At 52.8% G+C, this 24131-nt stretch carries 22 protein-coding genes; 10 read left to right on the top strand and 12 right to left on the bottom strand.

Going from position 1 to position 24131, the window contains the following annotated elements; all coding sequences use genetic code 11:
• The first annotated feature begins 73 nt into the window (after window positions 1-73).
• From JSS75_07655 to JSS75_07645, 3 genes are read left to right on the top strand one after another with little or no spacing between them, the layout of a single operon-like run.
• Window positions 74-2542, top strand: a complete 2469-nt coding sequence (locus tag JSS75_07655; protein MBS1903559.1) for a phenylalanine--tRNA ligase subunit beta — start codon at window positions 74-76, stop codon at window positions 2540-2542.
• A 4-nt stretch (window positions 2543-2546) separates the two neighbouring features.
• Window positions 2547-3164 (top strand): hypothetical protein, encoded by a 618-nt coding sequence (locus JSS75_07650; GenBank protein ID MBS1903558.1) that lies wholly within the window; start codon window positions 2547-2549, stop codon window positions 3162-3164.
• Window positions 3165-3166: 2 nt separating this feature from the next.
• The gene (locus tag JSS75_07645) at window positions 3167-3451 is read left to right on the top strand and encodes a cell division protein ZapA (protein MBS1903557.1); all 285 of its coding nucleotides are present in this window, start codon (window positions 3167-3169) and stop codon (window positions 3449-3451) included.
• A 2-nt stretch (window positions 3452-3453) separates the two neighbouring features.
• On the opposite strand, the gene lptB is transcribed toward JSS75_07645, so the two are convergent.
• Together lptB and lptC are read right to left on the bottom strand one after the other, a co-directional pair.
• The gene (gene lptB, locus JSS75_07640) at window positions 3454-4197 is read right to left on the bottom strand and encodes an LPS export ABC transporter ATP-binding protein (protein ID MBS1903556.1); all 744 of its coding nucleotides are present in this window, start codon (window positions 4195-4197) and stop codon (window positions 3454-3456) included.
• A 7-nt stretch (window positions 4198-4204) separates the two neighbouring features.
• A complete protein-coding gene (gene lptC / locus JSS75_07635) occupies window positions 4205-5695 on the bottom strand; it encodes an LPS export ABC transporter periplasmic protein LptC (protein ID MBS1903555.1) in 1491 nt (496 codons plus the stop codon).
• Window positions 5696-5857: 162 nt separating this feature from the next.
• Here lptC and JSS75_07630 point away from each other — a divergent pair, with 162 nt between their 5' ends.
• The gene (locus JSS75_07630; GenBank protein MBS1903554.1) at window positions 5858-7174 is read left to right on the top strand and encodes an AAA family ATPase; all 1317 of its coding nucleotides are present in this window, start codon (window positions 5858-5860) and stop codon (window positions 7172-7174) included.
• Between the two features lie 36 nt (window positions 7175-7210).
• The gene (locus tag JSS75_07625; GenBank protein ID MBS1903553.1) at window positions 7211-7837 is read left to right on the top strand and encodes a bifunctional 4-hydroxy-2-oxoglutarate aldolase/2-dehydro-3-deoxy-phosphogluconate aldolase; all 627 of its coding nucleotides are present in this window, start codon (window positions 7211-7213) and stop codon (window positions 7835-7837) included.
• Window positions 7838-8089: 252 nt separating this feature from the next.
• Here JSS75_07625 and JSS75_07620 read toward each other — a convergent pair whose 3' ends face one another.
• From JSS75_07620 to JSS75_07585, 8 genes are all read right to left on the bottom strand, one after another.
• Entirely contained in the window at window positions 8090-11224 is a 3135-nt protein-coding gene (locus tag JSS75_07620) for a PD40 domain-containing protein (GenBank protein ID MBS1903552.1), read from the bottom strand.
• Window positions 11225-11336: 112 nt separating this feature from the next.
• Entirely contained in the window at window positions 11337-12740 is a 1404-nt protein-coding gene (locus tag JSS75_07615; GenBank protein MBS1903551.1) for an MBL fold metallo-hydrolase, read from the bottom strand.
• Window positions 12740-13261, bottom strand: a complete 522-nt coding sequence (gene rsfS / locus JSS75_07610) for a ribosome silencing factor (GenBank protein MBS1903550.1) — start codon at window positions 13259-13261, stop codon at window positions 12740-12742. Before rsfS ends, JSS75_07615 begins: the two co-directional genes overlap by 1 nt.
• 6 nt (window positions 13262-13267) lie before the next feature.
• On the bottom strand, window positions 13268-13828 hold the full coding sequence (locus JSS75_07605; protein ID MBS1903549.1) for a LytR C-terminal domain-containing protein: 561 nt from the start codon (window positions 13826-13828) through the stop codon (window positions 13268-13270).
• Complete coding sequence (locus tag JSS75_07600) at window positions 13800-14288, bottom strand: hypothetical protein (GenBank protein MBS1903548.1); 489 nt, start codon at window positions 14286-14288, stop codon at window positions 13800-13802. The genes JSS75_07605 and JSS75_07600 overlap by 29 nt, the downstream gene beginning before the upstream one ends.
• A 56-nt stretch (window positions 14289-14344) precedes the next feature.
• A complete protein-coding gene (locus tag JSS75_07595) occupies window positions 14345-15124 on the bottom strand; it encodes an NTP transferase domain-containing protein (protein MBS1903547.1) in 780 nt (259 codons plus the stop codon).
• Window positions 15125-15133: 9 nt separating this feature from the next.
• Window positions 15134-15523, bottom strand: coding sequence for an aspartate 1-decarboxylase (locus JSS75_07590; protein MBS1903546.1), 390 nt, complete (start codon window positions 15521-15523; stop codon window positions 15134-15136).
• A 41-nt stretch (window positions 15524-15564) separates the two neighbouring features.
• Window positions 15565-16416: a pantoate--beta-alanine ligase gene (locus JSS75_07585; GenBank protein MBS1903545.1), complete on the bottom strand. Its 852-nt coding sequence runs from the start codon at window positions 16414-16416 to the stop codon at window positions 15565-15567.
• A gap of 76 nt (window positions 16417-16492) precedes the next feature.
• Here JSS75_07585 and JSS75_07580 point away from each other — a divergent pair, with 76 nt between their 5' ends.
• The 5 genes from JSS75_07580 (at window position 16493) to JSS75_07560 (ending at window position 19948) form a co-directional block, all read left to right on the top strand.
• Window positions 16493-17437 carry an EamA family transporter gene (locus tag JSS75_07580; protein MBS1903544.1) on the top strand — a complete coding sequence of 315 codons (945 nt, stop codon included), beginning with the start codon at window positions 16493-16495 and terminating at the stop codon, window positions 17435-17437.
• A gap of 235 nt (window positions 17438-17672) precedes the next feature.
• Entirely contained in the window at window positions 17673-17930 is a 258-nt protein-coding gene (locus tag JSS75_07575; GenBank protein MBS1903543.1) for a hypothetical protein, read from the top strand.
• Window positions 17931-17994: 64 nt separating this feature from the next.
• Window positions 17995-18165 (top strand): hypothetical protein, encoded by a 171-nt coding sequence (locus tag JSS75_07570; GenBank protein MBS1903542.1) that lies wholly within the window; start codon window positions 17995-17997, stop codon window positions 18163-18165.
• Between the two features lie 143 nt (window positions 18166-18308).
• Window positions 18309-18827 carry a hypothetical protein gene (locus tag JSS75_07565; GenBank protein ID MBS1903541.1) on the top strand — a complete coding sequence of 173 codons (519 nt, stop codon included), beginning with the start codon at window positions 18309-18311 and terminating at the stop codon, window positions 18825-18827.
• A 62-nt stretch (window positions 18828-18889) separates the two neighbouring features.
• A complete protein-coding gene (locus JSS75_07560) occupies window positions 18890-19948 on the top strand; it encodes a hypothetical protein (protein MBS1903540.1) in 1059 nt (352 codons plus the stop codon).
• Between the two features lie 1476 nt (window positions 19949-21424).
• Here JSS75_07560 and JSS75_07555 read toward each other — a convergent pair.
• Both JSS75_07555 and JSS75_07550 read right to left on the bottom strand, forming a co-directional pair.
• On the bottom strand, window positions 21425-23422 hold the full coding sequence (locus JSS75_07555) for an ABC-F family ATP-binding cassette domain-containing protein (protein MBS1903539.1): 1998 nt from the start codon (window positions 23420-23422) through the stop codon (window positions 21425-21427).
• Window positions 23423-23515: 93 nt separating this feature from the next.
• The gene (locus tag JSS75_07550; protein ID MBS1903538.1) at window positions 23516-24055 is read right to left on the bottom strand and encodes a DUF421 domain-containing protein; all 540 of its coding nucleotides are present in this window, start codon (window positions 24053-24055) and stop codon (window positions 23516-23518) included.
• Window positions 24056-24131: the final 76 nt, after the last annotated feature.

The following is a 24131-nucleotide window of genomic DNA, read 5'->3' as shown; positions in this document are numbered from 1 at the left end:
TTTGAACGAACACCTGACCCCGCCTCCGGTGTGAGTTGCGGGGTCTCGTTCGTTTTAGGCTGAGAATGAACACATGAATATATCGTATAACTGGCTTTCGGAATACATTCGGCATTCATATTCACCGCAGCAGCTTGCCGTGTCGTTGACGTCGCTCGGCATCGAAGTCGAGGCGATCGACGAGCAGGGAAAACGATTCGAGAAGATCGTCACCGGCGAGGTCCTGACGGTTGCCGATCATCCGAATGCCGACAAACTCCACCTGACGACGGTTACGATCGGATCCGGTGAGCCATTGCATATTGTCTGCGGTGCTCCAAATGTTCGGGTCGGCATGAAGGTTGCTGTTGCTACCATCGGCGCCGATCTCGGTGAAGGCTTCGTCATTAAGAAAAGTAAGATCCGCGGCGAAGCAAGCGAAGGAATGCTCTGCTCAGCCCGCGAACTCGGACTCTCCGATGATCACAGCGGGTTGCTGGATCTGCCGGCGAATACAACGATCGGCCTGCCGTTCGCAACCGTGCTTGGCAAGACGGATACGATCCTCGAGATCGGTATTACCCCCAACCGCGCAGATTGTCTGAGTCACATCGGTATCGCTCGCGAAGTGGCAATCGCGACGGGTTCGGCTGTGACTCGTCCGCAAATCGATGCAGCGCTTCTGCACGGAAGCGATACGGCAGTCACAAGTGCAGTACGAGTGAGTATCGAGTCGCCGGAATTGTGCCCGAGATACATTGCACGCATTGTTCGCAATGTTTCGGTAAAAGAATCGCCGGAATGGTTGCGACGTAAGCTCGAAGCTGTCGGTTTGCGCCCTCGCAACAACATCGTTGATATTACCAATTTCGTGTTGATGGAGTGCGGTCATCCGTTGCACGCATTCGATCTTTCAACGGTGAAAGACCGACACGTGATCGTCCGCAAAGCAGGTGGCTTTGCAAAGACGTGCACTACACTCGATTCGAAAGAACGGGCTCTCGATCCGGATACGCTCCTGATTGCCGATGCCGAGAAACCGCTGGCGATCGCCGGTATCATGGGTGGAGAAAGCTCGGAGATCACCGATGCGACGACAGAAGTATTGATCGAGTCGGCGTACTTTGCACCCAGCTCGATTCGCCGCTCGGCAAAACTGCTCGGACTATCGACCGATGCGTCCTACCGTTTCGAACGCGGTGTCGATATGGAGAATCTCCGCTATGCAGTCGATCGTGCCGCAGCTCTTATGGCAGAACTCGGCGACGGAGAAGTACTCGACGGCGTGATCGACGAGTATCCGATGCAGATCGTGTCGAAACGTTTTGCGTTTCGTCCGGCCAGAGCGAACATGCTCTTAGCGACATCACTTGACGACCGAACGATCGCTTCGCATCTGCGCGCAGTGGGTTTCACGATCGACCAGGAATCGTCGACCACCTGGATGCTGACGGCACCGACATGGCGCGTCGATCTGGAACAGGAAGTCGATGCGATCGAAGAGATCGCGCGTATTGTCGGGTACGATAATTTGCCGACAAGCCGTGAAGGCCGCATTCCGATGCAGCGAGAACGGGTCATCTTGCCGAAACGAGAGTTCAACACGATAGTGCGCAACGAACTCGTTGCGCTTGGTTTTTTCGAGTGTATCTCGACCCCGATGTACGGCGCTCGCGTGGCAGAGCAATTCCACCCTCGTCCGGTCGAACTGATGAACCCGCTTACGGTAGAGCTCGAACGTATGCGCACCAGCATTATCGGCAATCTGCTCGATGTCTGCCGCCGCAACGAGCGTTTTGGCGCGGAAGGGCAGCGCCTCTTCGAGATCGGAGCGGTGTTCCATTATACAGATACACCCCAGAAAGTGGCTCGTATCCACGAGTCGTGGGAGATCTCAATTGTGCTGAAGGATCGACTGGAGCAGAAGTCGCCATACAATACGAAGGAGCCCGTCGCGGATATTTTCTCGCTTCGCGGAGCCGTCGAACAATTCGTGCGACGGTTGGGGATCTCAAAAATATCGACGATACCACTTTCGGAAGTCAAGAAGCTTGGCGATTGGTCGTCGGCAGTATCATATTTCGATCCGGCTCAGGCCGTTGGTGTACTTATCGGTCGAGACATTGTCGGTGTGGCTGGGAAGGTTGGGGCAGGACTTGTCAAGGAGTTCGATCTGCGCTCAGCGCCGTTTGCCGCGACGCTCTCATACGACGCCCTCCTCTCGATTGCGGGTGAGGCTCGCACAAAAGAACGCACGGTTACCGCGCTGCCGAAATATCCAGCGGTGGAACGCGATATTGCCGTTGTGGTCGGTCGGGAAGTGACGGCCCGGGCGCTGATGGATGAAGTTCGTTCGAATATTCCGGCGGAATTGCTCGAAGATATGCGTATTTTTGATGCGTTCGAGTCGAAGGAAATGAAGGCCGAGGCGCGTAAAAGTCTTGGCGTGAGGCTTTCGCTTCGTTCGAGCGAGCGAACGTTGGAAGATGCGGAGGTCGATTCGATTATGGCTTCCGTCACCCGTCATCTGCACGAGCGCATTGGCGCTACACTCAGATCGTAACCCCATGAGCGAGGCAACACAGCACGAGGCCGAGATCCTGCAAACGCGAGAGCGACTTGCACGCGCGATGTCGCGCCTGGCATCGCTCGTCCACGGCGTCGAGGACCAGGTCGAGATGCTCGTGCGAACCCGCGAAGATGCAATGCTTCGCCTTCGCGAGAACGAAGCGCTGCTCGAACGCGAACGCGCGATCACCTCACAGCGCGACGCGCTCGGGGAAAGTGCAAAAGCAGAGATCGAGCAAGCGAACGATGCGCTGCACCATGCGAACATGACGATCGCAGAACGCGATGCCACGATCGCACAACTCGAGCGCTCCATCGGATCGTTGGAGGGAGAGCTCACCGTGCGGGTATCGAAGATTACAGAAGCTGCGCATCGTATCGGCGAACTCGAACAGGCGCTTGTCGAACTGCGCGACGAAAACGCGCACATCGTTCGTCAGCTCGAGCTCTTGCGCGAAGAACGCGACAAGGCATCGAAAGAGCTTCGCGACGCCCGAGCGGAAGAGGATGTGTATGCACTCAAGTTCACCCGTGACGAGCGGCTGCAACTCTTGAAGACCGTCGATGCGCTCATCGATCGGGTCGATGAACTCACGCAACCGTTGGGGAGGAAATAACGATGGCCGAGTCGATCAAAGTTACTATTCTCGGTTCGGATTACACGCTTCGTACGAATGACGAAGCATTATTGCGCGGTATTGCCGCCGATCTCGACAGCGAACTCAAAGACCTCCAGCAGAAACTTCCTGGAAAACCGCCGACAACATTAGCCGTGCTTTCGGCGCTGAACTCGGCCGAACAGTTGGTTCATAATCAGAATGCCGAATTACGCGAAATCGAGCGAATGGCTGACGAACTTGATGCGCTGTGCGACGAGTTGGAGAAGGTCGTCGGGAAACGCTAAGGCTATACTGGTTGGTACCGCTCCAGTTTGAACGTCTCTCCGAGATATTGTTTCCGGATCTGTTCGTCGTTCGCTAACTCTTCTGCTGTGCCGGAGCGAAAAATTTCTCCGTCGATGAGGATATACGCCCGTTCGGTGATCGAGAGCGTTTCGTGGACGTTGTGATCGGTGATAAGAATACCGATACCTCGCTGCTTGAGTTTAATCACGATGTGCATGATCTCCTCGACTGTGATCGGATCGATACCGGCGAAGGGTTCGTCGAGCAAAATATACTTCGGGTTCGACGCCAGTGCCCTCGCAATCTCACAGCGGCGACGTTCGCCACCCGAGAGCATATACCCTTTGGACTTGCGGATATGAGTAATATTGAGCTCTTCGAGCAAGACCTCTGCGCGTTCCTTGCGTTCCTGCTTGGTCATCGGCATCATTTCGAGCACCGCGAGTAGGTTCTGCTCGACACTCATCTTTCGGAAAATGGAGGCTTCCTGCGAAAGATAACCGATCCCTTTGCGCGCACGAGCATACATCGGCAGCGGTGTAATGTCTTCGTCATTGAGGAAGACACGGCCCTTGTTCGGTTTGATCAAGCCGACGATCATATAGAACGTCGTCGTCTTTCCGGCGCCGTTGGGGCCGAGTAGCCCGACAATCTCGCCGGGGGCGACCGAAACGCTCGAGTCCTTCACGACTGCCCGTTTCCCGTAGATCTTTTGCAGGTGTTCACACCATAAGCGTTCGCTCATAGATGTCTTAGTGTTCGGTTTGTTGCATGTGCTCGGAAAGCTCGACGAGATGCGGTTCCCAGTCCGGCGCGAAGATCGCCCGTCGCGGGTGCAGCAGGTCGTACTGCCGTTCGAAATTGCCAAGCCGGAATGCCGCACCTCGATATCCGACGTACCGCTCCGGCCAGAACTCCTGTTCGGTGTGTGAAAGCACAACGATGCGCTCCGGACTATTGTGCTCGAAGTCGATGCGGATCGAATCGCCGCTTGCACGGTTGAGCCCGTTCGGTTTGCCCTCGGAGCTCATAAAATAGATGGAGAGTGCATTATCAACCGCAAGCAGCGAACGAACCGTATCGCGAACGATCGTCAGTACCATCGACTGCGCCGAGAGCTGGCTTGTCCGATCCTTCGTGCCGACGGAATCGGAGTACGGGGTTGTTGCGAACGCATGACCGTAGGCAACGATACGTTCCGGCTTGTTATTGTGTTCGTACATCACGATACTGTCGCCGTTGATCTCGGTACTGTCGTACCAGACGTATTGTCGCTTGTTCCCAAAGAGTGTTAGGATTCCTTGCTCGCGATAGTAGACCATCTTCCCGCATTTTCCGCTAAAGTTGTTGCGCATCAATAGCACGGAATCGGTCGCAACGAAGCGGCCACTATCGCCGCTGACGGCTTCCATTGTTTTTGAGCGCACAAAGAGTGTATCGAACACCGTCGTCATCGAAGCCGACACGGAATCGAATCGCTGCGAGGTGTCGATAATCTCGAGCAATGGCCTCGATGGCACGAACGAGCGACCTGTTTTTGTATCGCGGATGATCGTGTCGCCGAATTGCATCGTGCGGTTCGCGATCGAATACGCCTGAACCTCACCTGAAGTAAGAAGTGTATTCTGGGGTTTTGAATCGTAGAGATACTGACAAAAGACGATGAGCGAATCGTTCTTGATCTGGACGTCGCCGAATGCCGTACGTTCGCCGATCGAACGGGCATCGATGAGCGAGTCGCAATGAAGCATGCCGGAGTCGCTGTAGACGACGACATTGCCGTGCGCGATCATCGTTTGTGTCGATCGTATGTACGTTAGATGATCGCACGAGAGCGTTGAGTTGCCCTGAACGGCGCGAACACCATCGTGGAATTGAGCGATGCCCTGATCCAGATCGTATGCCCCCCAAACGGAAGTAATGTGATCGTCGCGATCCGAGAATTGAATATACCCGTCGGCTGTCGCCGTGCGGGTATTACCCTCGTATTTGACATGTGGAGCATACAGAGCAAGCGTGTCCTGCCGGATGACGACATCGTCGAACAGATCGACATAGTTCTTGTTCGGGTGCTGTTCTGCACGTTTTGCCGTACCAGTCAGCGAACCCTGATAGAAACTGAAATTACCGACGAGTTTGGTGATCGCTTCGCCTCCTTTGTTCGCATTGATCAGACTGTCGGCAGTGATATGGATTTTCTTCGATTCGTCCTGCTGTGCTGTGCCGCTTTGAGGTAGTAACAAAGAGAATGTGAGGGCGTAAAATGTAACGTAAACGCACGAAATGGTTGTTCGCCGTCGCAAGAAGGTGAGCAAATTGTGGATGTGCGTTGTTATCAATGCTGTGAAATAGTAATCATGAAGCGGTACGCAATCCGCCGGTAATTGTAACGAAACGAGTTTATTATGGCAATCAATCCGAACAAGTTAACCGTCAAGACCCAGGAGGCCTTGCAGTCGGCCTCGGAGATCGCCGGCAATTACGGCAACTCCCAGATCGAACCCGAACACCTGCTCGCTGCGCTGATTCAGGATCCGGAAGGAGTCTTTGTCGCCATCCTGCGCAAAGTGGGCGCGAATGTGGACGGCCTGCGCATCCAGGCAAACGCTGTGCTTGAGAAGCTGCCGAAAGTAAGCGGAGTTAGCGGCGGAACCTACGTTTCTCAGAGCCTGAACCGACTCTTCGACACCGCCCGGAAAGAAGCGGAGTCATTGAAGGATGAGTACCTTTCTACAGAGCATCTCCTCCTTGCCTTTCTTGAAGAGAAGGGGGAGGCATCTCGGCTGCTGAAAGATCAGGGGGTGCGTAAAGCCGAAGTGCTCAAAGCCCTGAAGGATGTTCGCGGCTCGCAACGTGTGACCGATCCGAACGCGGAAGACCGTTACCAATCGCTCGAGAAATACGGCCGTGACCTGACCGAGCTTGCTGCAAAAGGAAAGCTTGATCCTGTCATCGGTCGTGATGAAGAGGTACGACGCGTGATGCAGGTTCTCGAGCGTCGCACGAAGAACAATCCTGTTCTGATCGGCGAGCCGGGTGTGGGCAAGACGGCGATCGTCGAAGGGATCGCCGGACGCATTGTCGCCGGTGACGTGCCGGAGAATCTTAAGAGCAAGCGGATTATTACGCTCGATATGGGTTCGCTTGTTGCCGGAACGAGCTTCCGTGGTCAGTTCGAAGAACGCTTGAAAGCGATCGTTAAAGAAGTCGCGGATTCGGAAGGCGAGATTATCCTCTTTATCGACGAACTTCACACCCTCATCGGCGCCGGAGCGACCCAGGGTGCGATGGATGCAGCCAATATTCTCAAACCCGCGCTTGCACGCGGCGAACTCCGATGTATTGGAGCAACCACACTCGACGAATACCGTCAGCACATCGAGAAGGACGCTGCGCTCGAACGACGCTTTCAACCCGTATTTGTCGGCGAGCCGTCGGTTGAGGATACCATCTCGATCCTGCGCGGACTCAAAGAGAAGTATGAGGTGCATCATGGCGTCCGAATCAAAGACGCTGCGCTTGTCGCAGCAGCGCAGCTTTCGTCTCGTTACATCGCCGACCGTTTTCTCCCCGACAAGGCGATCGACCTGATGGATGAAGCTGCCAGCAAACTCCGCATCGAAATCGATTCTATGCCCGCCGAGCTCGACCAACTTGAGCGAAAGATCCGACAGCTCGAGATCGAACGCGAAGCACTCAAGCGCGAACTCGCAGCAAGCTAAAGCCCGCGTACAGCTGCTTGGTTCGTATCTTTGTGTATGGCTCACGAAACCATCCAACGCATCGCCGACGAGAAGCTCTTCGCCGTCATTCGTGTACGCGATACCTCCACGATCCCGTCCTTCGTGCAGAAGATCACGGAGGCTGGTATTTCCATCATTGAAGTAACCCTGAACTCCGGAGGAGCGATCGAGTGTATCGAGGAGTTGGTACACCGTTTTCCGAAGTGTCTCATCGGCGCAGGCACGGTGATCGGCAAAAAGGATTCCGAAGCCGCCATCGCCGCAGGTGCCAAGTTTCTGGTCAGCCCAATTGTAGACACCAAAATGATCACCGTTGCCCGCGACAATGGGGTCCCGTCGATGGCCGGGGCACTGACTCCGACCGAAGTCTTTCATGCACACACGAGCGGCGCAGATTTTGTCAAGTTGTTTCCGCTGGTCGGACTCGGCCCGGCGTACGTGAAGGCGTTGCGAGGACCGCTGCCGCAGATCCGTTATGTCGCGACGAATGGTGTTAGTCCGCAGAATGTGGGAGAGTATATTGCGGTCGGCTGCACGGCTGCCGGTCTTGGCTCCTCGCTTATCAGCGATGCCGATATAGCGGCATCAGATAGCGACGCAGTGGGTAAGCGGGCAGCCACTGCGCGTGCGATGGTCGCATAGTGATTTCAAACAGCATCCGTCACCGCTTCGTCGCCATCGCGAAGAATGGGAAGATATAGTATGCGCGTGGTGTGGGCGCTGCGTTCATCGGCGAATTCACAAACATCAGCGACGCCAGACAGGAAATATGGATTTCCAGTTCGATCAGGCCGGCATCAACATGACGTTCAAGAAGAATGCAGGGGCGGTAGTCTCCTACTTCTTTCTTGCTCAGAATGGCAAACGAACCGAGTTCATGAAAAGTAGGGTGGATTAGTAGTCCTCACCAATCGAGAAGATATACTGCGGCTTGCCCCAGGTGTCGAACGTGGTGGTCCAAGCGATATCCATGCGGAGGTAGAAGCCGAGTAGATACGTGCGGAAGCCGATACCACTCGACGCAAGCAGATCCTGTGTCGTGAAGCCGCCATCGGGTTTCTTGCGGAAAAGATAGACTCGGTCATTCCATGACGTACCGGCGTCGAAGAAGGCCTCCGACAGCAGTGCCAGCGGTGCGCCGCTGACATAGATCGGGAAAGGGAAGCGAAGAGCGACGTTCGTGATCGCATACTTCGTGCCGATCTTCGCAGCGATGGGATAGCCGCGCAGCGGCATACCGGTCGAAAAGAGCGCGAAATCTTGCGGATCGTTCAGCGGGTAGGTCTGGCCGCTGTAGAGCCCGTAGAGCCACCCCTCGACACCGCCGAGCAAGAACTTCTGTGGCGTCGGGCCAAAGCTTGCGGCGCCTGCGACGCGCGTTGCGAGCGAAAGGTCGCCGGCGATCTTGAAGTAATGACGAAAGTCGATCTGCGGCGTCACAAACCCAAGCATCGACGACGAGAACGACGGAGCTCCAACGATCCCTGCGTTGTAGCGTGTGCCCGCCTTCGGATAGAAATAGCTCCAAGTTACATCGTCGTGAATATAGGATATGCCGGGTACGATGGCAAACTTGCGTTTTGTCGCAAGGTTGAGCGCATCGCCGGCGGAATTATCGATCACATCTCGCTCGAACACCTGGGTCGAAAGATTAAAGTCGACGCGGTTGAATTTATCGAGCGGATAGGATGCAAGTCCGCTCAGGCCATAGTTCGTGAAGCGCGCAAGGAACCATGAATACTGCGAGTAGCCGGGGTCGGGATCGGTGTATAGGAAGCGTGCACTATGGAAGCCCTGCAAACCGAAGTTCGTACGATTTTCGAGATCGAAATACGCCAGGACGTAATCCGAATTCTTGAGATCGATCAGTAGGTTCGTGGCAACATAGATCTGATGATTGCCGAGTTCGTCGGAGTAAAGCATCTGCATCGAGCCCTGAAGTCCGTAGAACCCGGTATAGCCTGCGCTGCCAAGGATAATATCCGGCGAAAACGTAATTTTATAATCGTGGCTGAGATAATTTCCGGACGAGTCCTTGTAGTCGGTGATGGTCTCGATCGGTGTATGTCGTGTCACCGGTTGACGATAGAGATCGGGGTTGTTGGTAAAGACGTAGTTATTCAGATCGACGGAGACATCCCCGTAACCTTTTGCGGAGTCTGCGGCAGACGTTGGCGGCTGTTTGATAATCTCGGCGATCCGAGCGGCCGCAGAGTCTTTCTGATCGCGGTCAGCAAGCATCTGGCGGCGGAGGGTTGTTGTCGGCAACGAATCGAGTGTATGGTCGAGTGGGTTGCGCATCAAATAGAGATTATATCCGCCTTCGCGGTTCGCACAGAACGCCAGTTTCGATGCATCCGAACTGATGCTGACTTGTTCGATCTTCGAGAGCGAGTTCGTGACCGGTTTAGGGTTCGAGCCGTCTGGTCCGCATGCGAAGACATTGTTAATACCGTTCTTGTTCGAAATGTAGAACAACTTCTTTGCGCCCTGCGCATACGTCGGTTTCTGTTCGTCCTGATCCTCGGTATTCGTAATGCGCGTGATCGTTCGGGTATCGAGATTAAAGCGATAGATATCCTTCTGACGATGCTTTACAGCGCTTTCGGTGATGCCATTGAGCGGCGCCGATGCCGGTGTTGTTTTGTCGGCGCGATCACTGGTGAAGTAGATCGTCTTTGAATCGGGACCCCAAGCAGGGTCTTGTTCGGAATAGACGTCGTTGGTCAAATTCAAGAGTCGCTTACTCTCAAGATCATAGGTATACAGGTCGCTCTGTCCGTTCTTATAGGCCATAAATGCCAACGTCTTTCCGTCCGGCGACCAAGCGATCTGCCCGATCGCATCGACTTCGAAATCCGGAAGCAGGTCGGCTTCCTCGCTTGCAACATCGATGATACTGATGCGGTCATGATTCGAGGCTTTGGATGCGAGCGCAAGTTTATGCGCATCGGGCGACCATGCAAGGCCCGGCGTTAACAAATGCAGTTCTTCGTAATTGCCGGTCGAGCCTCCGCCGCCAAGTACTTTGCGGATATCCGAAAGCTTCGAAAGATCTTGAATATAGACATCATAGGACTCGGCGCGATCGCTGATGAATGCAAGCCAATGTCCGTCCGGCGAGATCTCAGGTGCAGCATTGAAGAAATTGCCGAGCTTTTTGTGGTCGGCTAATGCCTCGGCGAAACTTGAGGGATTATCGAAACGAGCGATGTCCGGGAAGTAGCGTTTCTTGAGCGCTTCGATGAACTTGTCGCTGAAGTCCGAAACGCCCATCCCGAACGTCGAACGAAATGCGAACTCGGCCGAGCGCGTGGTCTTGATACGATTGAGCAATTCGCCGACTTTCTCCGGTCCGTATGTATCGGCGATGTACCAGTACATTGTCTGCCCCACGCGATACTGCACATACCCTCCGAGTCGTGCAAGCGACGGAACCGACTCGCCGAGCGTCGCATCACGCATGAACATGTCCGTCTCGAGGTCGAGACCATGGAGCGATTCATATTCTGCGAGTCCCTCGTTCATCCACGACGGGATCATGATCCCGGTACCCATCAGCAGCGACTGTGCATTGCCACCGACGAACATATCGTTGACAACCGCGTGGACCAGTTCGTGGTGAATGACATGACGGAACAGTTCGAAGTTGCCCTCGAAGGGAAGGATAACGCGGTTCTTGTACAGCTCGGTTACGCCGCCAACGCCCTCGGGCAAGTACTCGCCGACCGCGTTGGTCTGCTGAAAATCATTATGCGAGTTGTAGACGAGGATCGAGACGCGTGAAGCGATGTCGTATCGCAGGGTATGTTCGATGCTCGGCAGCGCCTGTTCGGCAGATTCGGCGACGAAGGCGGCAAGCTGCTCCCCGCCATCGTAGTAGTACACGTCAAAGTGCGGCGACTGGATATATTTCCACTTGAATCGCTCGTACTGTACCTTGTTTTTACCAAATGTTGTGCTCTGCGCATAGCTCAAACTGCTTGCGCCAAGAAGCACCAATAGAACCGCAGTACAATATCGAATCATCTATACTATTAGACACAATTTCGACGGGAAGGTTTCGTGGCCGGGAAGTCCGTTCGGAAGGGTATGCATGAAAAATAAATCATGGTTCGCAGCTTCCGTTAGCTCCCATAGATCACGCTTCCAGATCCACGAGGTCGCCGATATGGGGAAGCACAACCGTCCACCCGAGTTCGGATTCGATCTTCTCCTTGAGTACTTTTCGAGCAGCATCCTCACCATGTGTCAGAAACAGCGTTTTTGGAGCGTTTGGGACGGTCCGCAGCCAATCGAGGATCTCGCTTTGGTCGGCATGGCCGCTAAAGGAGTTGAGCTTTGCAACTCGTGCCTTGACCTCGATCTGCTCACCGAAGATATGCACATGTTTCTCCCCTTCGATCAGCACACGGCCGAGCGTTTCTTCAGCCTGAAAGCCGGTAAAGAGCACCATGGTATCCGGCTGATTCAGACGGTGGAACAAATGGTGCATAATGCGCCCGCCCGTTGCCATCCCGCTGGCGCTGATAATTACCGCCGGCCCATTCAAATCGTTGAGGTGCTTCGATTCCTCCGGTGTGGAAACAATGCGAAGCGACTTAAAACGCAACGGGTTCTTATCCGGCTCGTTCAGCTCTTCCTGGGTAAACGTATGCTCGTCACAGAATTTGTCGTAAATATCCGTAACGCCGTTTGCCATCGGACTATCAACGTATACCGGCAGTGTATCCGGCAGCTGACCTTCGCGCATCAGTGTGTTCAGGCAGAACATCAACTCTTGTGTCCGGTCGACAGCAAATGCAGGAATCAGCAGGACACTCGATGTCTTGACCGCTTCGAGAACGATGTCGCGCAATTCTTCGAGCGGCGGGATGTCCTTGTGGAGGCGGTCACCATAGGTCGATTCGCAGACGATGTAGTCGGCAGCCGGAGCCGGGTCGCGAGGCTTTAGATAGATCGGCTTGCGCCGCCCGATATCACCGGAGAACAGAATGCTGATCGGATCACGGTCGTCATACCGCTTTTCAACTCGGATTGAGCACGAGCCGAGAATATGACCTGCATTCGAATACTCCGCGGCGACGCTATCATGCAGGATTCGTTTCTTTCCTCGCTTGATCTCTTGAAAGAGGGTCAGTGCCGCTTCTGCATCTTCCGAAACATAGAGCGGAAGCGCAGGACGGTGACGAGCGTAATGATGCTTGTTCGCATGTTCCGCATCTTCTTCCTGAAGATGGGCCGAATCGCGAAGCACATATCCCGCGATCTCGATCGTTGCTTCGGTCGCCAGTATTTGGCCTTTATAGCCATGCTTGACGAGGCGGGGAAGGTAGCCGATATGATCGAGATGGGCATGCGTGATGAGCACCGTGCCGATATTGCCGGTCGAGATCGGCAGTTCGGTCCAGTTCATTTCACGGAGTTCCTTGGGACCCTGGAACAGTCCGCAATCGACAAGGATACCGCGTGACGTACTCGAATGGACAAAATACTTCGAGCCGGTCACTTGACCGGCTGCTCCGAGAAACTGCAATTTGAGCATTATGACGCTTTTTTGGTGGTGCGAGTTTTCTTTGCGGGTACGTCCTCAACCGTTTCTGTCGGTGCATCCGCCCAGAGGCGCTCGAGATGGTAGAACTCGCGCGCCGATTCGCGGAAGACGTGTACGACGAAATCGACAAAATCCAGAATCACCCATTGTAGTGCGTCCCAGCCCTCGGTCTTCCAGGGTGAGAGGCCATGATCCTCGCGCATTTTCACGATGACATTCTCGCCGATTGCTTTGACTTGTGCATCGCTCGAAGCGGAACAGACAATAAAGAAATCGGTGATTGCCGTGATCCCGCGCACATCGAGAATCTTGACGTCGGTCGCCTTCTTCTCCAGTGTATACAGGGCGGCAACGTGTGCGATCTGCTTCTGGGTATCAACTACCGCCTTGGCTCGTTTGGGTGCCGGTCGTTTTGCTGCGGTGGATGTGGCGCGAGGTTTCTTCGGTGCGGCAGTTTTTGCTGCCGGTTTCTTCGTTGTCTTGGTAGAACGTGACGCTGTTGTTTTTGCCATGGATGCTTAACGCAATGGGTTCGTAGCTGAAAAATCTTTTCCGATCACGACGGCTGCATCGACGAACGCTTCGGAATCGGGTTCGACAATAATACGCGCCGGTGATATGCCGAGTGCGTATGCGATCTTATGCGATGCGCTCGAATCGCCGACTTTGTCGATGATATAGGTGTGCTCGATGGTGCTTGTCTTGTAATTGCTCATTGAGACGACATCGAACTTGCGGGCGCGCAGGAAATCGGTGTAAATGCGTGCGACATTGGCTGCGCCGGAGCCATTGAGCACATTGAGCTGAATATGCTCGCCCGCCCGCACAAGCAGATCCGTTCGTTCGCGGGTGCTCGAAACCGGCGGTTTGACAAACATTCGCTCGACGAACTGCCAACCGAGCGCAACGACAATTGCCGCAGCGGTTAGGTTAAATGTCCAGAAGAGAAGCGAGGAAAAGCGTGGGGAAGTCGATTGCCCCTTGGAACGGGAGCCGGAGCGCTTGAAAATGGATCGTACTGACTTCGCCAACAATCGATAATAGTAGTAATTAGCGCAGACGCTGGAACGGGCTGGCATAGAACGGGTCGTAATACGCACTCGATGCGTACGGCGCCCCGACATACTCTACCCGCAGAAACGTATTATCACCCATCTTCCAGTCTAAACGTGCATTCGACAGATAGATGCCGTTGAGGCTTTTCTGAAATGCACTGCCGAACGAGCTGAAGGGCGAATACACTGCCGAAACGTCGGCAGAGACCATGAGGTCGTCCGACGCTTTGAAGGCCAGCGAGTTGGTATACATCCCCAGGCCGACAGATCCACCGCCACCGCTCATATACGAGAACGTATACGATTGGTGCATTGAGAAACGACTGGGGTCGAGCAGTCGCGAGAAGAAATCATCGCCATGCCCAGACATCGCTTCCAACGTACTCGCAGGCTTGTCGCCGGAAAGGCCGCTGCCAGGACGGAATTGTGCGGAGGCCGTCTGCGCAACGAGCACAACGAATACCGCAAGAATGATCGCCTTCATAGCTGTATGCCTTGAATGTCTTACCATACGTTCAAACGTCCGGCCAGAAAAGAAGTTCACCTCGCAGAGGCGTTCACCGAGAGATAATACGACTCGAGTGCGGTAAGCTGGTCTTTGGTGTTGACGCCGCTGACTTCCGTGGGATGTTCGGTCACGCAGAGCGCCACCGAGCTATCTCCGTAGGTCTTGACAATCATCCCGAACACATCCGTCAAGTAATACTCGGCCTGATTGTTATTCGACTCGAGCCTGTGCAGGAATGAGAAGAGCGTCGTTGCATCGAAGACATAAATGCCGGAATTCATTTCCTTGATCGCTTTAATCTCGGGCGACGCATCGCGTTCTTCGACGATAGCATGTAAGTGTTTGCCATCAGCGGTACGGACAATGCGTCCGTAGCCAGTTGGGTCTTCAAAGATCGCTGACAATATCGTGGCTCGGGCGGCTGAGGTTCGATGCGTTTCGAGCAAGCGTTCGATCGTTTCATGGCTCAGCAGAGGCACGTCACCATAGAGAATCAGAATCGTGCCGTCAAAGCCTTGCAATAGCGGTGTGGTCTGCTGCAATGCATGCCCGGTCCCGAGCTGCTGCTGCTGCACGGCGAACTCCGCTGTGGGCTCGACGCTTCGGACGTACTCCATAACCTTCTCGCGGCCATAGCCGACGATGACGATTGTGCGAGAGCTTGCGACGCCGCGAGCTTGCGCAAGGACGTGCCCGACGAGCGGTGTCCCGGCGAGTTCGTATAATACTTTCGGTTTTGTGGGGTCTTGCATTCTCTTGCCTTGGCCGGCAGCGAGAATGACGGTAACGAGTGGCCCTGTAGCGGTCGCCAATGTGGTGCGTTAGTTTACGAGATGAAACGCTTCGACTGTGTGGGAAATGTCTTTGACCTTATTACGCTTGTCCACGAGCACGACGGTCGGCTGGTGATTGCGCAGTTCGTCGGAGTCCTCGAAAATACCGTAGCTGATGATGATGATTTCATCACCGACAGCAGCCTTGCGTGCAGCAGCGCCGTTGACGCAGCATACACCCGAACCGGCAGGTCCTTCGATCAGATATGTCTCGAAGCGCTCGCCATTGTTGTTATTGACGATCGCGACCTGCTCGTACGGCAGAAGATCGGCCGCTTTCATGAGGTCGGTGTCGAGCGTCAGAGAACCCTCATAATAGAGGTCTGCTTCGGTGACAGTCGCGCGATGAACCTTCGATTTGAACAGGGTTCTTTTCATTGCAAGCTCAGCTTCAAAGGATGATTATAAGTCGCTGAGTATTAGAAGGTTATCGGAATATTATCGATCAGTCGAGTCGTTCCGATCCTAGCTGCGATAATCGCGCTAACCTTCGTAGCTTGTTTAAACGAGTTCTCCGTTGCAAATGTTTCTGGATCAACGAGTGCCAGGTAGTCGAGTGTGGCCTCGGTCGCATGCTCGTTAAAAAACCGCTTTCCCTCGAGCACGGCGTCGTTCGGCGAAAGCCCCTCCGCGACGGCGACTTCAACCGCCTTCAGCGTTCGGTAGAGCACGAGCGATTCCGCACGTTGTTCGGCCGAAAGGTACCGATTACGCGAGCTCATCGCCAGCCCGTCTTCTTCGCGAACCGTATCTGCGACAATGATCTCGACCGGGATATGAAGGTCTCGGACCATCTTCTTGATCACAGCAACTTGCTGCAGGTCTTTCTGACCGAAGTATGCTATATCCGGTTCGACAATGTGAAAGAGGGAAGCGACGACCGTACAGACACCCGAATAATGTCCCGGGCGGATCTCTCCTTCGAAGATTGTTGCCAATCCCCCTACATCGATCCCGGTGGAGGCGCCTGCGGGATAGATATCATCAACTGTTGGTGTAAAGATGAAATCGGCACCAACCTCGGCGAGCATATCGAGATCGGTTTCAAGTGTACGCGGATACTTCGAGAAGTCTTCGTTCGGTCCGAACTGTGTCGGGTTGACGAAAATGCTCACAACGGTACACGATGTTTCGACGAGCGAGCGGCGCACGAGTGAAAGATGCCCCTCGTGCAGCGCACCCATGGTCGGCACAAAACCAATGGTAACACCTCGCTCGCGAATGGCGGCAAGTTCACGACGAAGTTCGGCTGCGGATGTGATTTGTTTCACGTTGAATGCTGAAGGATGATTCCTTGATGAAGTGTAACACGATATGCATCAGTGTTGTTTACACGGCTCGATTCTAATGAGAGACCACCTCGCACATCCAAAGTCTCGCCGTGCTGTCATTGCGTTGACGCTCTTGACATGCATGTGGGGGACGACGTTCATCATCGTACAGAACGCGCTGCCCGACGTGTCGCCCGTACTATTCGCGATTACTCGTTTCGTGATCGCGCTCGGTCTCTTTCTGATCTTTTTTCCTGCCGCACGCACAGCGATACGAATCCTCTTCGCTCCGAAGAATGCCGACGAACGGCGGTTCCGTGCGAACGGCACAGTGCTCGGCGTTACATTGGCTGTCGGGTATATCTTTCAGTTTATGGGGTTGCTCACGACCACGACCTCGAAGTCGGCATTTCTCACAGCGACGACCGTTCTGTGGACTCCCATATTTTCGCGCATTATTGGTCACGAGATGCTTACTGCGCGCAAGATCATTACAGTCCTTGCTGCCGCAACCGGCATCGTATTGCTCACGCATCCGTTCCCTGTCGAGAAAGTAGTCATCGGGGATATCTTCTCCGCGCTGTGCGCCGTTTCGTTCGGACTCTATATTCTCTGGCTTGATAAGACGTCGCCGCTTGCGGCAGCGGTAGCGAAATCGGAAAGCGATGCCGCCGTCATGATCGGGACAATCCAATTATCCGTTGGATTGGTCTTGCTGCTCGTTGTTATGCCCCTCGTCGAGACACCACACATCGCCTTTACCAGCAACGCAACCTTCGCGATCTTGTACACAGCAATTCTTGCAACGGCAGTGTCGACGTTCGTGCAGTCGTATTATCAGAAAGAGATTACGCCGACGTCGGCGACACTCATCTATACACTCGAACCCGTGGTTACGGCCCTCATCGGCTTTGTAATCGTCGGGGAACACATGAGCGCAGTCGAGTTCGGCGGCTGCGGACTGATTATCGCTGCCATGCTCGCTGGCGTTGTATTCGGGCCGTCGAGCGAAATGCCGTAAGCGTGACCGTGATCACGAGTATCTAACTCCATGCCCTGGTATCCATAGACGGGATGACACAGATCTAAAACTAGTCAATATCTTTCTTGCTGTCCAACGTTTTGATCGTGTCATATTAAAAGACCGTATTTCAAATGCAGTCTTTTTATTGCGCTATTAAGAATTTTTTGATAACCCATTTTATTTGTTATATTTGTGCAAAGGTTTAGAAATAATGGTTCATCATTGACCTATCATGCACAACCACTCAATTACTAAGGTAGTTACTGAACACACTACCACCCTCGCACGGATACTTGGGAAACGATTTAGCTATGCAAGAAACGAAGATATAGAGGATGCACTGCAAGACGCGTTCGAAATTTATTTTAGATCGGCGCCAGAAATTGCCCGTACCGATGCCCGTGTCAGATTTTCCTGGCTACTCACAGTTGCATCTCGCAGGTTGAAACGTTCTCTCTCTCTCTCTCTCTCTCTCTCTCTCTCTCTATGAGGTCAGATCGAATGAATTCCTTTCTGTAGGGAATGGTGCGGAGGATATCTTAGACCGTATTACATTGGATCAGCTCCTGGTTAATTTGACTACGGCGCAACGCTCTATTTTTGAGAAACGATTGGAAGGCTTGTCATTTGAAGAGATATCCGCAGCAGAAGGTATCCCGCTGACAGCATGCAAAGCTCGTTTCCAGCGAGGGCTTAAAAAACTAAAGAAATATTCAATTGAATGAGTATCTTTTTGTCCAAACAAATGCACTCTTAAATGGCTTCATAACCTAACTCAAGACATACTATGTGCAATTGTAACGATTCAAAAGTTATTAGTAGTTGGAACGACTTAGCGGTACGGACGCCGTGGGACATCCGGGATCTTGTGGCTAATACGCAACTGACGGCGGTCTCAGGTGTATTTAAACGCAGCACTTCCTTCCTTCAAAGTTCATGGACGAACTCACCGTTTGCATACACAGGTAACGCCTTGTGCTTATCACTCCATACTGATGATGTTTTAACGGTGAATAATGCCCAACAGTGGATGTTTAGCCACAAAATGGTGAATAATAGCGCTACCTTAGCACCACCGATGAGAAAGGTCGCCTACATTCGCGGAGGAAAGCAATGGTTAAATGGGCTTGAGATCGACTTTGGCGCATCTCCTTATAGTGATCTGCAGTTGGCTATTCGAGATAATGCGGGCGTTGCTGGTGATTTTTTAGATTCTGCATCGGGCTCTATCCCAATTGCATCATTTCCGGGCACATTTACAGCAGTACAAATGCTCAACATAACAACACACGACTTTTTTGGGCGCGTATCAATGGGTCTTGTTGCGAGGAACAATGATACAGGGCTGTATTCGATGTTCGAGATGGAGTTGGTTATAGTACATTAATAAATAATACTGTTATGCCACCAGGTGATGGACATGGAGATCTACTCGCTAATTGGGATGAGTTGGCCAAACTACGGTTGCTTAACACAGGTGTGCCGGATATATGGGGAGATATCCCTACTGCCGATGTCCGCCCAGTACCAATTGGGTTTCACACTGGACCGACGAATCTTACACCAATTTACAACCCGCAATTGCCGGGTGGTACAGGTGGTACGAACCCCATGAACGATTGGACGCCATCGCACGGTGATGACGTTTCTTCCGGAATCCCATTGCTATACCACTCCCCACATGAGGGTGATCCGAATTACGATCCAACAAATCATTCAAATGATTACAATCTAAATAACGACCCTACATCGAAAAATCATTATGTTGACAGAACGCCAGCGAATCAAAAAAAACGTTCATCAGATGTATCAATTGGAACAGGATGTGATGAATCCTTAAAAAACCGGATTAGGGCAGCACTCAATAAGGCAATAGACCATTTGGCTGACGATGCAATGAAGATACTCGGTCCGCTGAGAGGATGCATACCAGATCTTGATTGTATAATAAATGCTCTACAAGCAATGCAGGATGATGCATCGAGTTTCGTTCAGGAGATTTCTTGTGTGTCGACTCTCCCACCAGGCGCTCTTGGTCTGAGGACGCTGGCGATTTCTGATGGATTGGAGCATACGATGACAATCAACGCTGGTGCTTTTTCGGGACCTGGAAGCCTGAGTGATCAAGTTCTTGAGATGACCCTCAGTCACGAACTCTTACACTTCTGTGGTAGTACGCCGAGTTATGGTGACGGGGTTGTTGGCTGCAGAGGTAGTTCTAGTGACAATCCTCTTTTGACAGAAATTGATACATATTTCCTGAATCATCTTTTCTACCCAAAGGCCCCGTTGCCAACCAATCTCAATATTTATAATGACCCGGATAAGAATCCTAACCCCAACGATCTTGAGCTTTGGGGAAACTATTTTAGCTATAATATACATACAAAAAAATGGAGTGGTCTTGCTTATGGCACAGATGATAATGGAGATCCTTTACTGAAGCAAGGTTGTAACATGGACCAGATATTGAACCACCACACGGTTTGGGGGGGCGTCGGTCCTTAGCCCTCCTGTTCGAAGTTTAGAGGACACATATAGTGGTGCTTTCTGTGATAAAGCTACAAGTATACTTCAGTTCCGCGCTTATAGTGCTCCAATGTCTACTCCTGAGCATATTTAGCTTGTCATCACATGCACAAGGGAAAACGGGACATGTAATTGCCAATTGGGTTTGGAGGACAAGTTCACATGCTGAGAGTTTTTCCCTCTATGAAGAAGGACAATCAGTTAACCTTCGGCTGGTACTAGTCGGAGTTGATGATAGCCTTTATGGGTGGTTCTCCCTGCTCACGACATATCCAGATAGGATTGATGTTAATCAGGGGACGATATCAGGACGCCTTTGCCAAAACGAAGTTATCTTTTTGTTAAGACTATTGCCGAGCGAAGATGGTGATTTGAGAAGCTATATGAATATAAAGAGAGCTGAGGGGCAGCTATTCGGGCAAGTAAGGGGTCTGTTGGATACAACTTCTTCTCCTTGGTGCATGCGGTGTAGACTCACCTACTTCGAACAAGACACAGTTGAATCATTCAAGCTTGAACGTGACTCGCAGTTGTGTCCAATAAGACAACCTACGTTCTCCAGAGTTCATAGTGCAAATCTCGACAGGATAGAGTATCGTGGCACTTCTAATGATCTTATTATACCACGAAGGGATGGTATGCTCAGATTATCGATTTTGAGGGATGGAAACCAGTGGAGAGGGACATATGAATATCTTCTTGAGGGTAGGCATGCATTCAGTGATTCTGGAATCGTTTATGGTCGGCAATATGGAGATTCCGTACGACTTGAATTTTCCTCCAGAGGAACGCTTGGTCGCTGGATTCTCTCTGGAGTAGTTTATGATTTGATGAAATCTGTCTACAGCATTCATGCTGGTGTGGTGGGCTATCAAGTTACAAACATTTCTTGTTATGTTGGACACTACTCATCTGGTGCCCCCTTAACAGAAGGGACATTCCTGCTAAAATTTCCTATTGCGACAAAATTTCATGAGTAGTGGGGCAGGCATAATTGGTATTATGCTAACAGTTGTCCTTTGTTTGACATCTCCTAGTCGAACAGATTCTCCATCGTATAAATACCAAAAATATCCGTTATCTACTTGTCGCCTTTCTGGATACTATCACTTGGTGACGGATAGTCCACTGGTTGCCAGAGCCTGTTGGGTTCAAATTAGAGTGAGCGACACTATAGTTTCCGGGACATGGTCAGGTCATGGACCGGTTTGGGGATCGACCCGGGGTGGGGATGTTACAGTTTCCGTTGTGAGCGAAACTACCAATGACACACTGCTATTTAGCGGCTGCTTTTTGCAGATAAAAAATTTGCAACCAACTTCCACAAGCCCCCCCCGCCCTCCTTATCTGGCGTGGGAGGTACTTTCTGGTGAGTTGCGCTATCCTAATCTAAACGTGCCTATTGGAAACATGATCTTATCCAGGCCTTTTGTAGGATCCAAACATTGAGGCGCTTTATAGCAATTCTTCGTTGATAGAAACCCATTCTCGGTAGAGTGCTTCAAGCAGAATCTTGATCTCACCCGTGCGTTTGGTGTCTTGCTGGACTTTGGAGGCGTCTGCGTAGTAATCCGGTTCGTACGTGCGCTCTTCGATTTTGCGCTGTTCTTCTTCGAGGGGCGCGATGGACTTCTCGATCTTTGCAAGCTTGTCCTTCAGGGGTTTGAGCTTTTTGCTGCGATCGTTGCGCTCGGCTGCTTCGTCGCGTTTGCGGTCTTTTGTCGATGCGGCGGGCTGTTGTGCCTGTTCTTTCGCCGCAGCCTTGGTGCGTTTGGCTGCGAGAACTTCATCGCGTTCTTTCTGGTCGAGTTCGGTGATGTAATCTTCAAAGTCTCCGAAGTATTCTTTCACTTCGCCACCACCGAAGGTAATGACGCGGTCGCAGAGGTCGCGTAGGAAATCGCGGTCGTGGCTGATGACGACGATCGTTCCTTCGAACGTCAGCAACGCTTGCTTGAGGACTTCCTTCGAACGCATATCGAGGTGGTTCGTCGGTTCGTCAAGCACGAGGGTGTTGGATGGCACGAGCAGCAGTTTTGCAAGTGCCAGACGCGATTTCTCACCACCTGAAAGCACCCGTACAGGTTTGATCACGTCGTCGCCACGGAAGAGGAAGCATCCGAGCAACGCACGGATTTGCGACTCGTTGTAGTTGAGCTTTTTATCGGAGTTGGAGTTGAAGTACAGAGACCGAGCAATGGTCTCTATGGTCTCGTACACTGTTGCCTTCGGATCGAGCGAATCGGCGACATGCTGGGCATAGTAGCCCAACTCCACATTGTACGTCGGTGCGAGTTCGCCTTCGGTCAGTTGTTCGACACCGGCAAGGATCTTGCCGAGCGTTGTCTTTCCTTCGCCATTGCGCCCAAGAAATGCGACGCGGTCGCCGCGTTCGATGCTCAGATCGCAATGTGAGAATACATGTTTCTCACCGTAGCTTTTGCCGCCGTTCTTGACCTCGAACGCCATACGGCCGGATGGGCGCGCCTCAGGAAAGTCGAAATGAATAAACGGCTCGTGTTCGGAGAGTTCGATACGCTCCATACGCTCGAGCATCTTCACGCGAGATTGCGCCTGCTTTGCTTTGCTGGCTTTGTAGCGGAAGCGCTCGACGAAGCGCTCCATCTCCGAGCGGCGAGCGGCGAGCGTTGCCGCCTGGGCAGCACGTTGGGCTTCACGTTCGGCAACGGCCTTCTCGAAATAGTCGTAGTTGCCGCTAAAGAGCTCGATCGAACGTGACGGGGAGACATAGACCGTTTTCGTCGTCAATCCATTCAGAAAATCGCGGTCATGGGACACGACAGCGATAATGCCGTCGTATTCTTTGAGAAATTCTTCGAGCCAGAGCAAGCTCGCAAGATCGAGATGGTTCGTCGGTTCGTCAAGCAGGAGACCGTCGGGGTGTTGCAGCAGTAACTTCGCGAGCATGATTCGCATCTGCCAGCCACCGGAGAACTCCTTAATCGGACGGTGCTGGTCGGTTTCGGAAAAACCAAGACCGCTTAAGATCCGCGATGCGTCGGCCTCGAGTGTGTAAGCATTAGCACCCTCGATCTTATGCTGCAACTCCCCGAAGCGTTCGATGATCTGCATATACTCATCCGACGTATGGTCCGGATGCGTTGCGAGCAGGTTGGACTGAACGTCGAGTTCTTCCATCCACCCGACGACATCGGCGCGGGCCATCATCACTTCCGCGATTGCCGTGCGTTCGAGCGTAATGTCGTCAAACGAGATTTCCTGTGGTAAATAGCCGAGCGAGAAATCGCGCGGAGTCTGGACGACTCCGGATTCCGGTTGCTGCAATCCGTAGACGATCTTCAGAAGGGTGGACTTGCCCGCGCCGTTGGCGCCGACAATACCCGCACGGTCGCGGCCGCTCAGGGTGAACGACGCGTCACGGAAAAGGAATTTGCCTCCGAATTGGACGGAAAGATGTTCGACTGCGATCATGCCAAATGAAAACGAAACGTTGTTGGCGTTCGCTAACGCGATATGTAAGCCCGCCAAAAGCCGGCACCACTACAGATAATTCATCAATTGGGTTCAGAGAATGCGTCTCTTTCCCCGGCGCTTGCGAGTGATCGGCGCCATGTGGTGCTCGATGTGCTTTCCGGGCTCGGGATAGGGGATGATGGAAATCGATCCGTCATTTTCGAGGATGGCTGTGCGTACTTCTTTGAGGGAGGAAAATCCGTGCTCCCGGATCGCTTCGAGGATGTCGTCCTCCGTAAGATTCTCGGAGTCCATAGCAGATTGGATCGGCTGGCTGTTTCGTACGAGCAGTTTCGGCTCGCCGACGAAGACCTCGCGTGTGGTTGCACTGCGACGCAGAAGCCGTACAAGAAGGAAGTTGCCGAGCAGTAACGAAGCCGCTGCCGTCAGTCCCCCAACAAGTGAGGTGTCTGGGCCGACCATTGCATTCTGTACCGCATTGGCGATCAGTAGGATTAGCGCAAAATCGGGGAGCGAGAGCTGCGAGAGGTGTCGTTTCCCTGCGAAACGGAAACCGATGAGAATAGCCGCATAGACCGCCAGCGAACGGGCGACGATCCAGACGAGCGATATGGGGTCTTCAGGCAGCATGCGTAATACGGTCTGTTTTTGAACTAAAGATATATCCCATTAGTTTTCAATTGTCTGTAAATATAAGGGCAAATTA

The sequence above is a fragment of the Bacteroidota bacterium genome, from assembly GCA_018266755.1.
Classification (GTDB): domain Bacteria; phylum Bacteroidota; class Ignavibacteria; order Palsa-1295; family Palsa-1295; genus JAFDZW01.
Note: the sequence above shows the minus strand (reverse complement) of the source record. Positions and strands in the feature narration are given on the sequence as shown.

Coding starts and splice junctions, on each gene's coding strand:
- JSS75_07550 (MBS1903538.1), bottom strand. CDS start 24,055: ATGCTGCCTGAAGACCCCATATCGCTCGTCTGGATCGTCGCCCGTTCG.
- JSS75_07630 (MBS1903554.1), top strand. CDS start 5,858: ATGGCAATCAATCCGAACAAGTTAACCGTCAAGACCCAGGAGGCCTTG.
- JSS75_07620 (MBS1903552.1), bottom strand. CDS start 11,224: ATGATTCGATATTGTACTGCGGTTCTATTGGTGCTTCTTGGCGCAAGC.
- rsfS (MBS1903550.1), bottom strand. CDS start 13,261: ATGGCAAAAACAACAGCGTCACGTTCTACCAAGACAACGAAGAAACCG.
- JSS75_07580 (MBS1903544.1), top strand. CDS start 16,493: ATGAGAGACCACCTCGCACATCCAAAGTCTCGCCGTGCTGTCATTGCG.
- JSS75_07625 (MBS1903553.1), top strand. CDS start 7,211: ATGGCTCACGAAACCATCCAACGCATCGCCGACGAGAAGCTCTTCGCC.
- JSS75_07555 (MBS1903539.1), bottom strand. CDS start 23,422: ATGATCGCAGTCGAACATCTTTCCGTCCAATTCGGAGGCAAATTCCTT.
- JSS75_07650 (MBS1903558.1), top strand. CDS start 2,547: ATGAGCGAGGCAACACAGCACGAGGCCGAGATCCTGCAAACGCGAGAG.
- JSS75_07590 (MBS1903546.1), bottom strand. CDS start 15,523: ATGAAAAGAACCCTGTTCAAATCGAAGGTTCATCGCGCGACTGTCACC.
- lptB (MBS1903556.1), bottom strand. CDS start 4,197: ATGAGCGAACGCTTATGGTGTGAACACCTGCAAAAGATCTACGGGAAA.
- JSS75_07575 (MBS1903543.1), top strand. CDS start 17,673: ATGCACAACCACTCAATTACTAAGGTAGTTACTGAACACACTACCACC.
- JSS75_07600 (MBS1903548.1), bottom strand. CDS start 14,288: ATGAAGGCGATCATTCTTGCGGTATTCGTTGTGCTCGTTGCGCAGACG.
- JSS75_07605 (MBS1903549.1), bottom strand. CDS start 13,828: ATGCCAGCCCGTTCCAGCGTCTGCGCTAATTACTACTATTATCGATTG.
- JSS75_07615 (MBS1903551.1), bottom strand. CDS start 12,740: ATGCTCAAATTGCAGTTTCTCGGAGCAGCCGGTCAAGTGACCGGCTCG.
- JSS75_07645 (MBS1903557.1), top strand. CDS start 3,167: ATGGCCGAGTCGATCAAAGTTACTATTCTCGGTTCGGATTACACGCTT.
- JSS75_07655 (MBS1903559.1), top strand. CDS start 74: ATGAATATATCGTATAACTGGCTTTCGGAATACATTCGGCATTCATAT.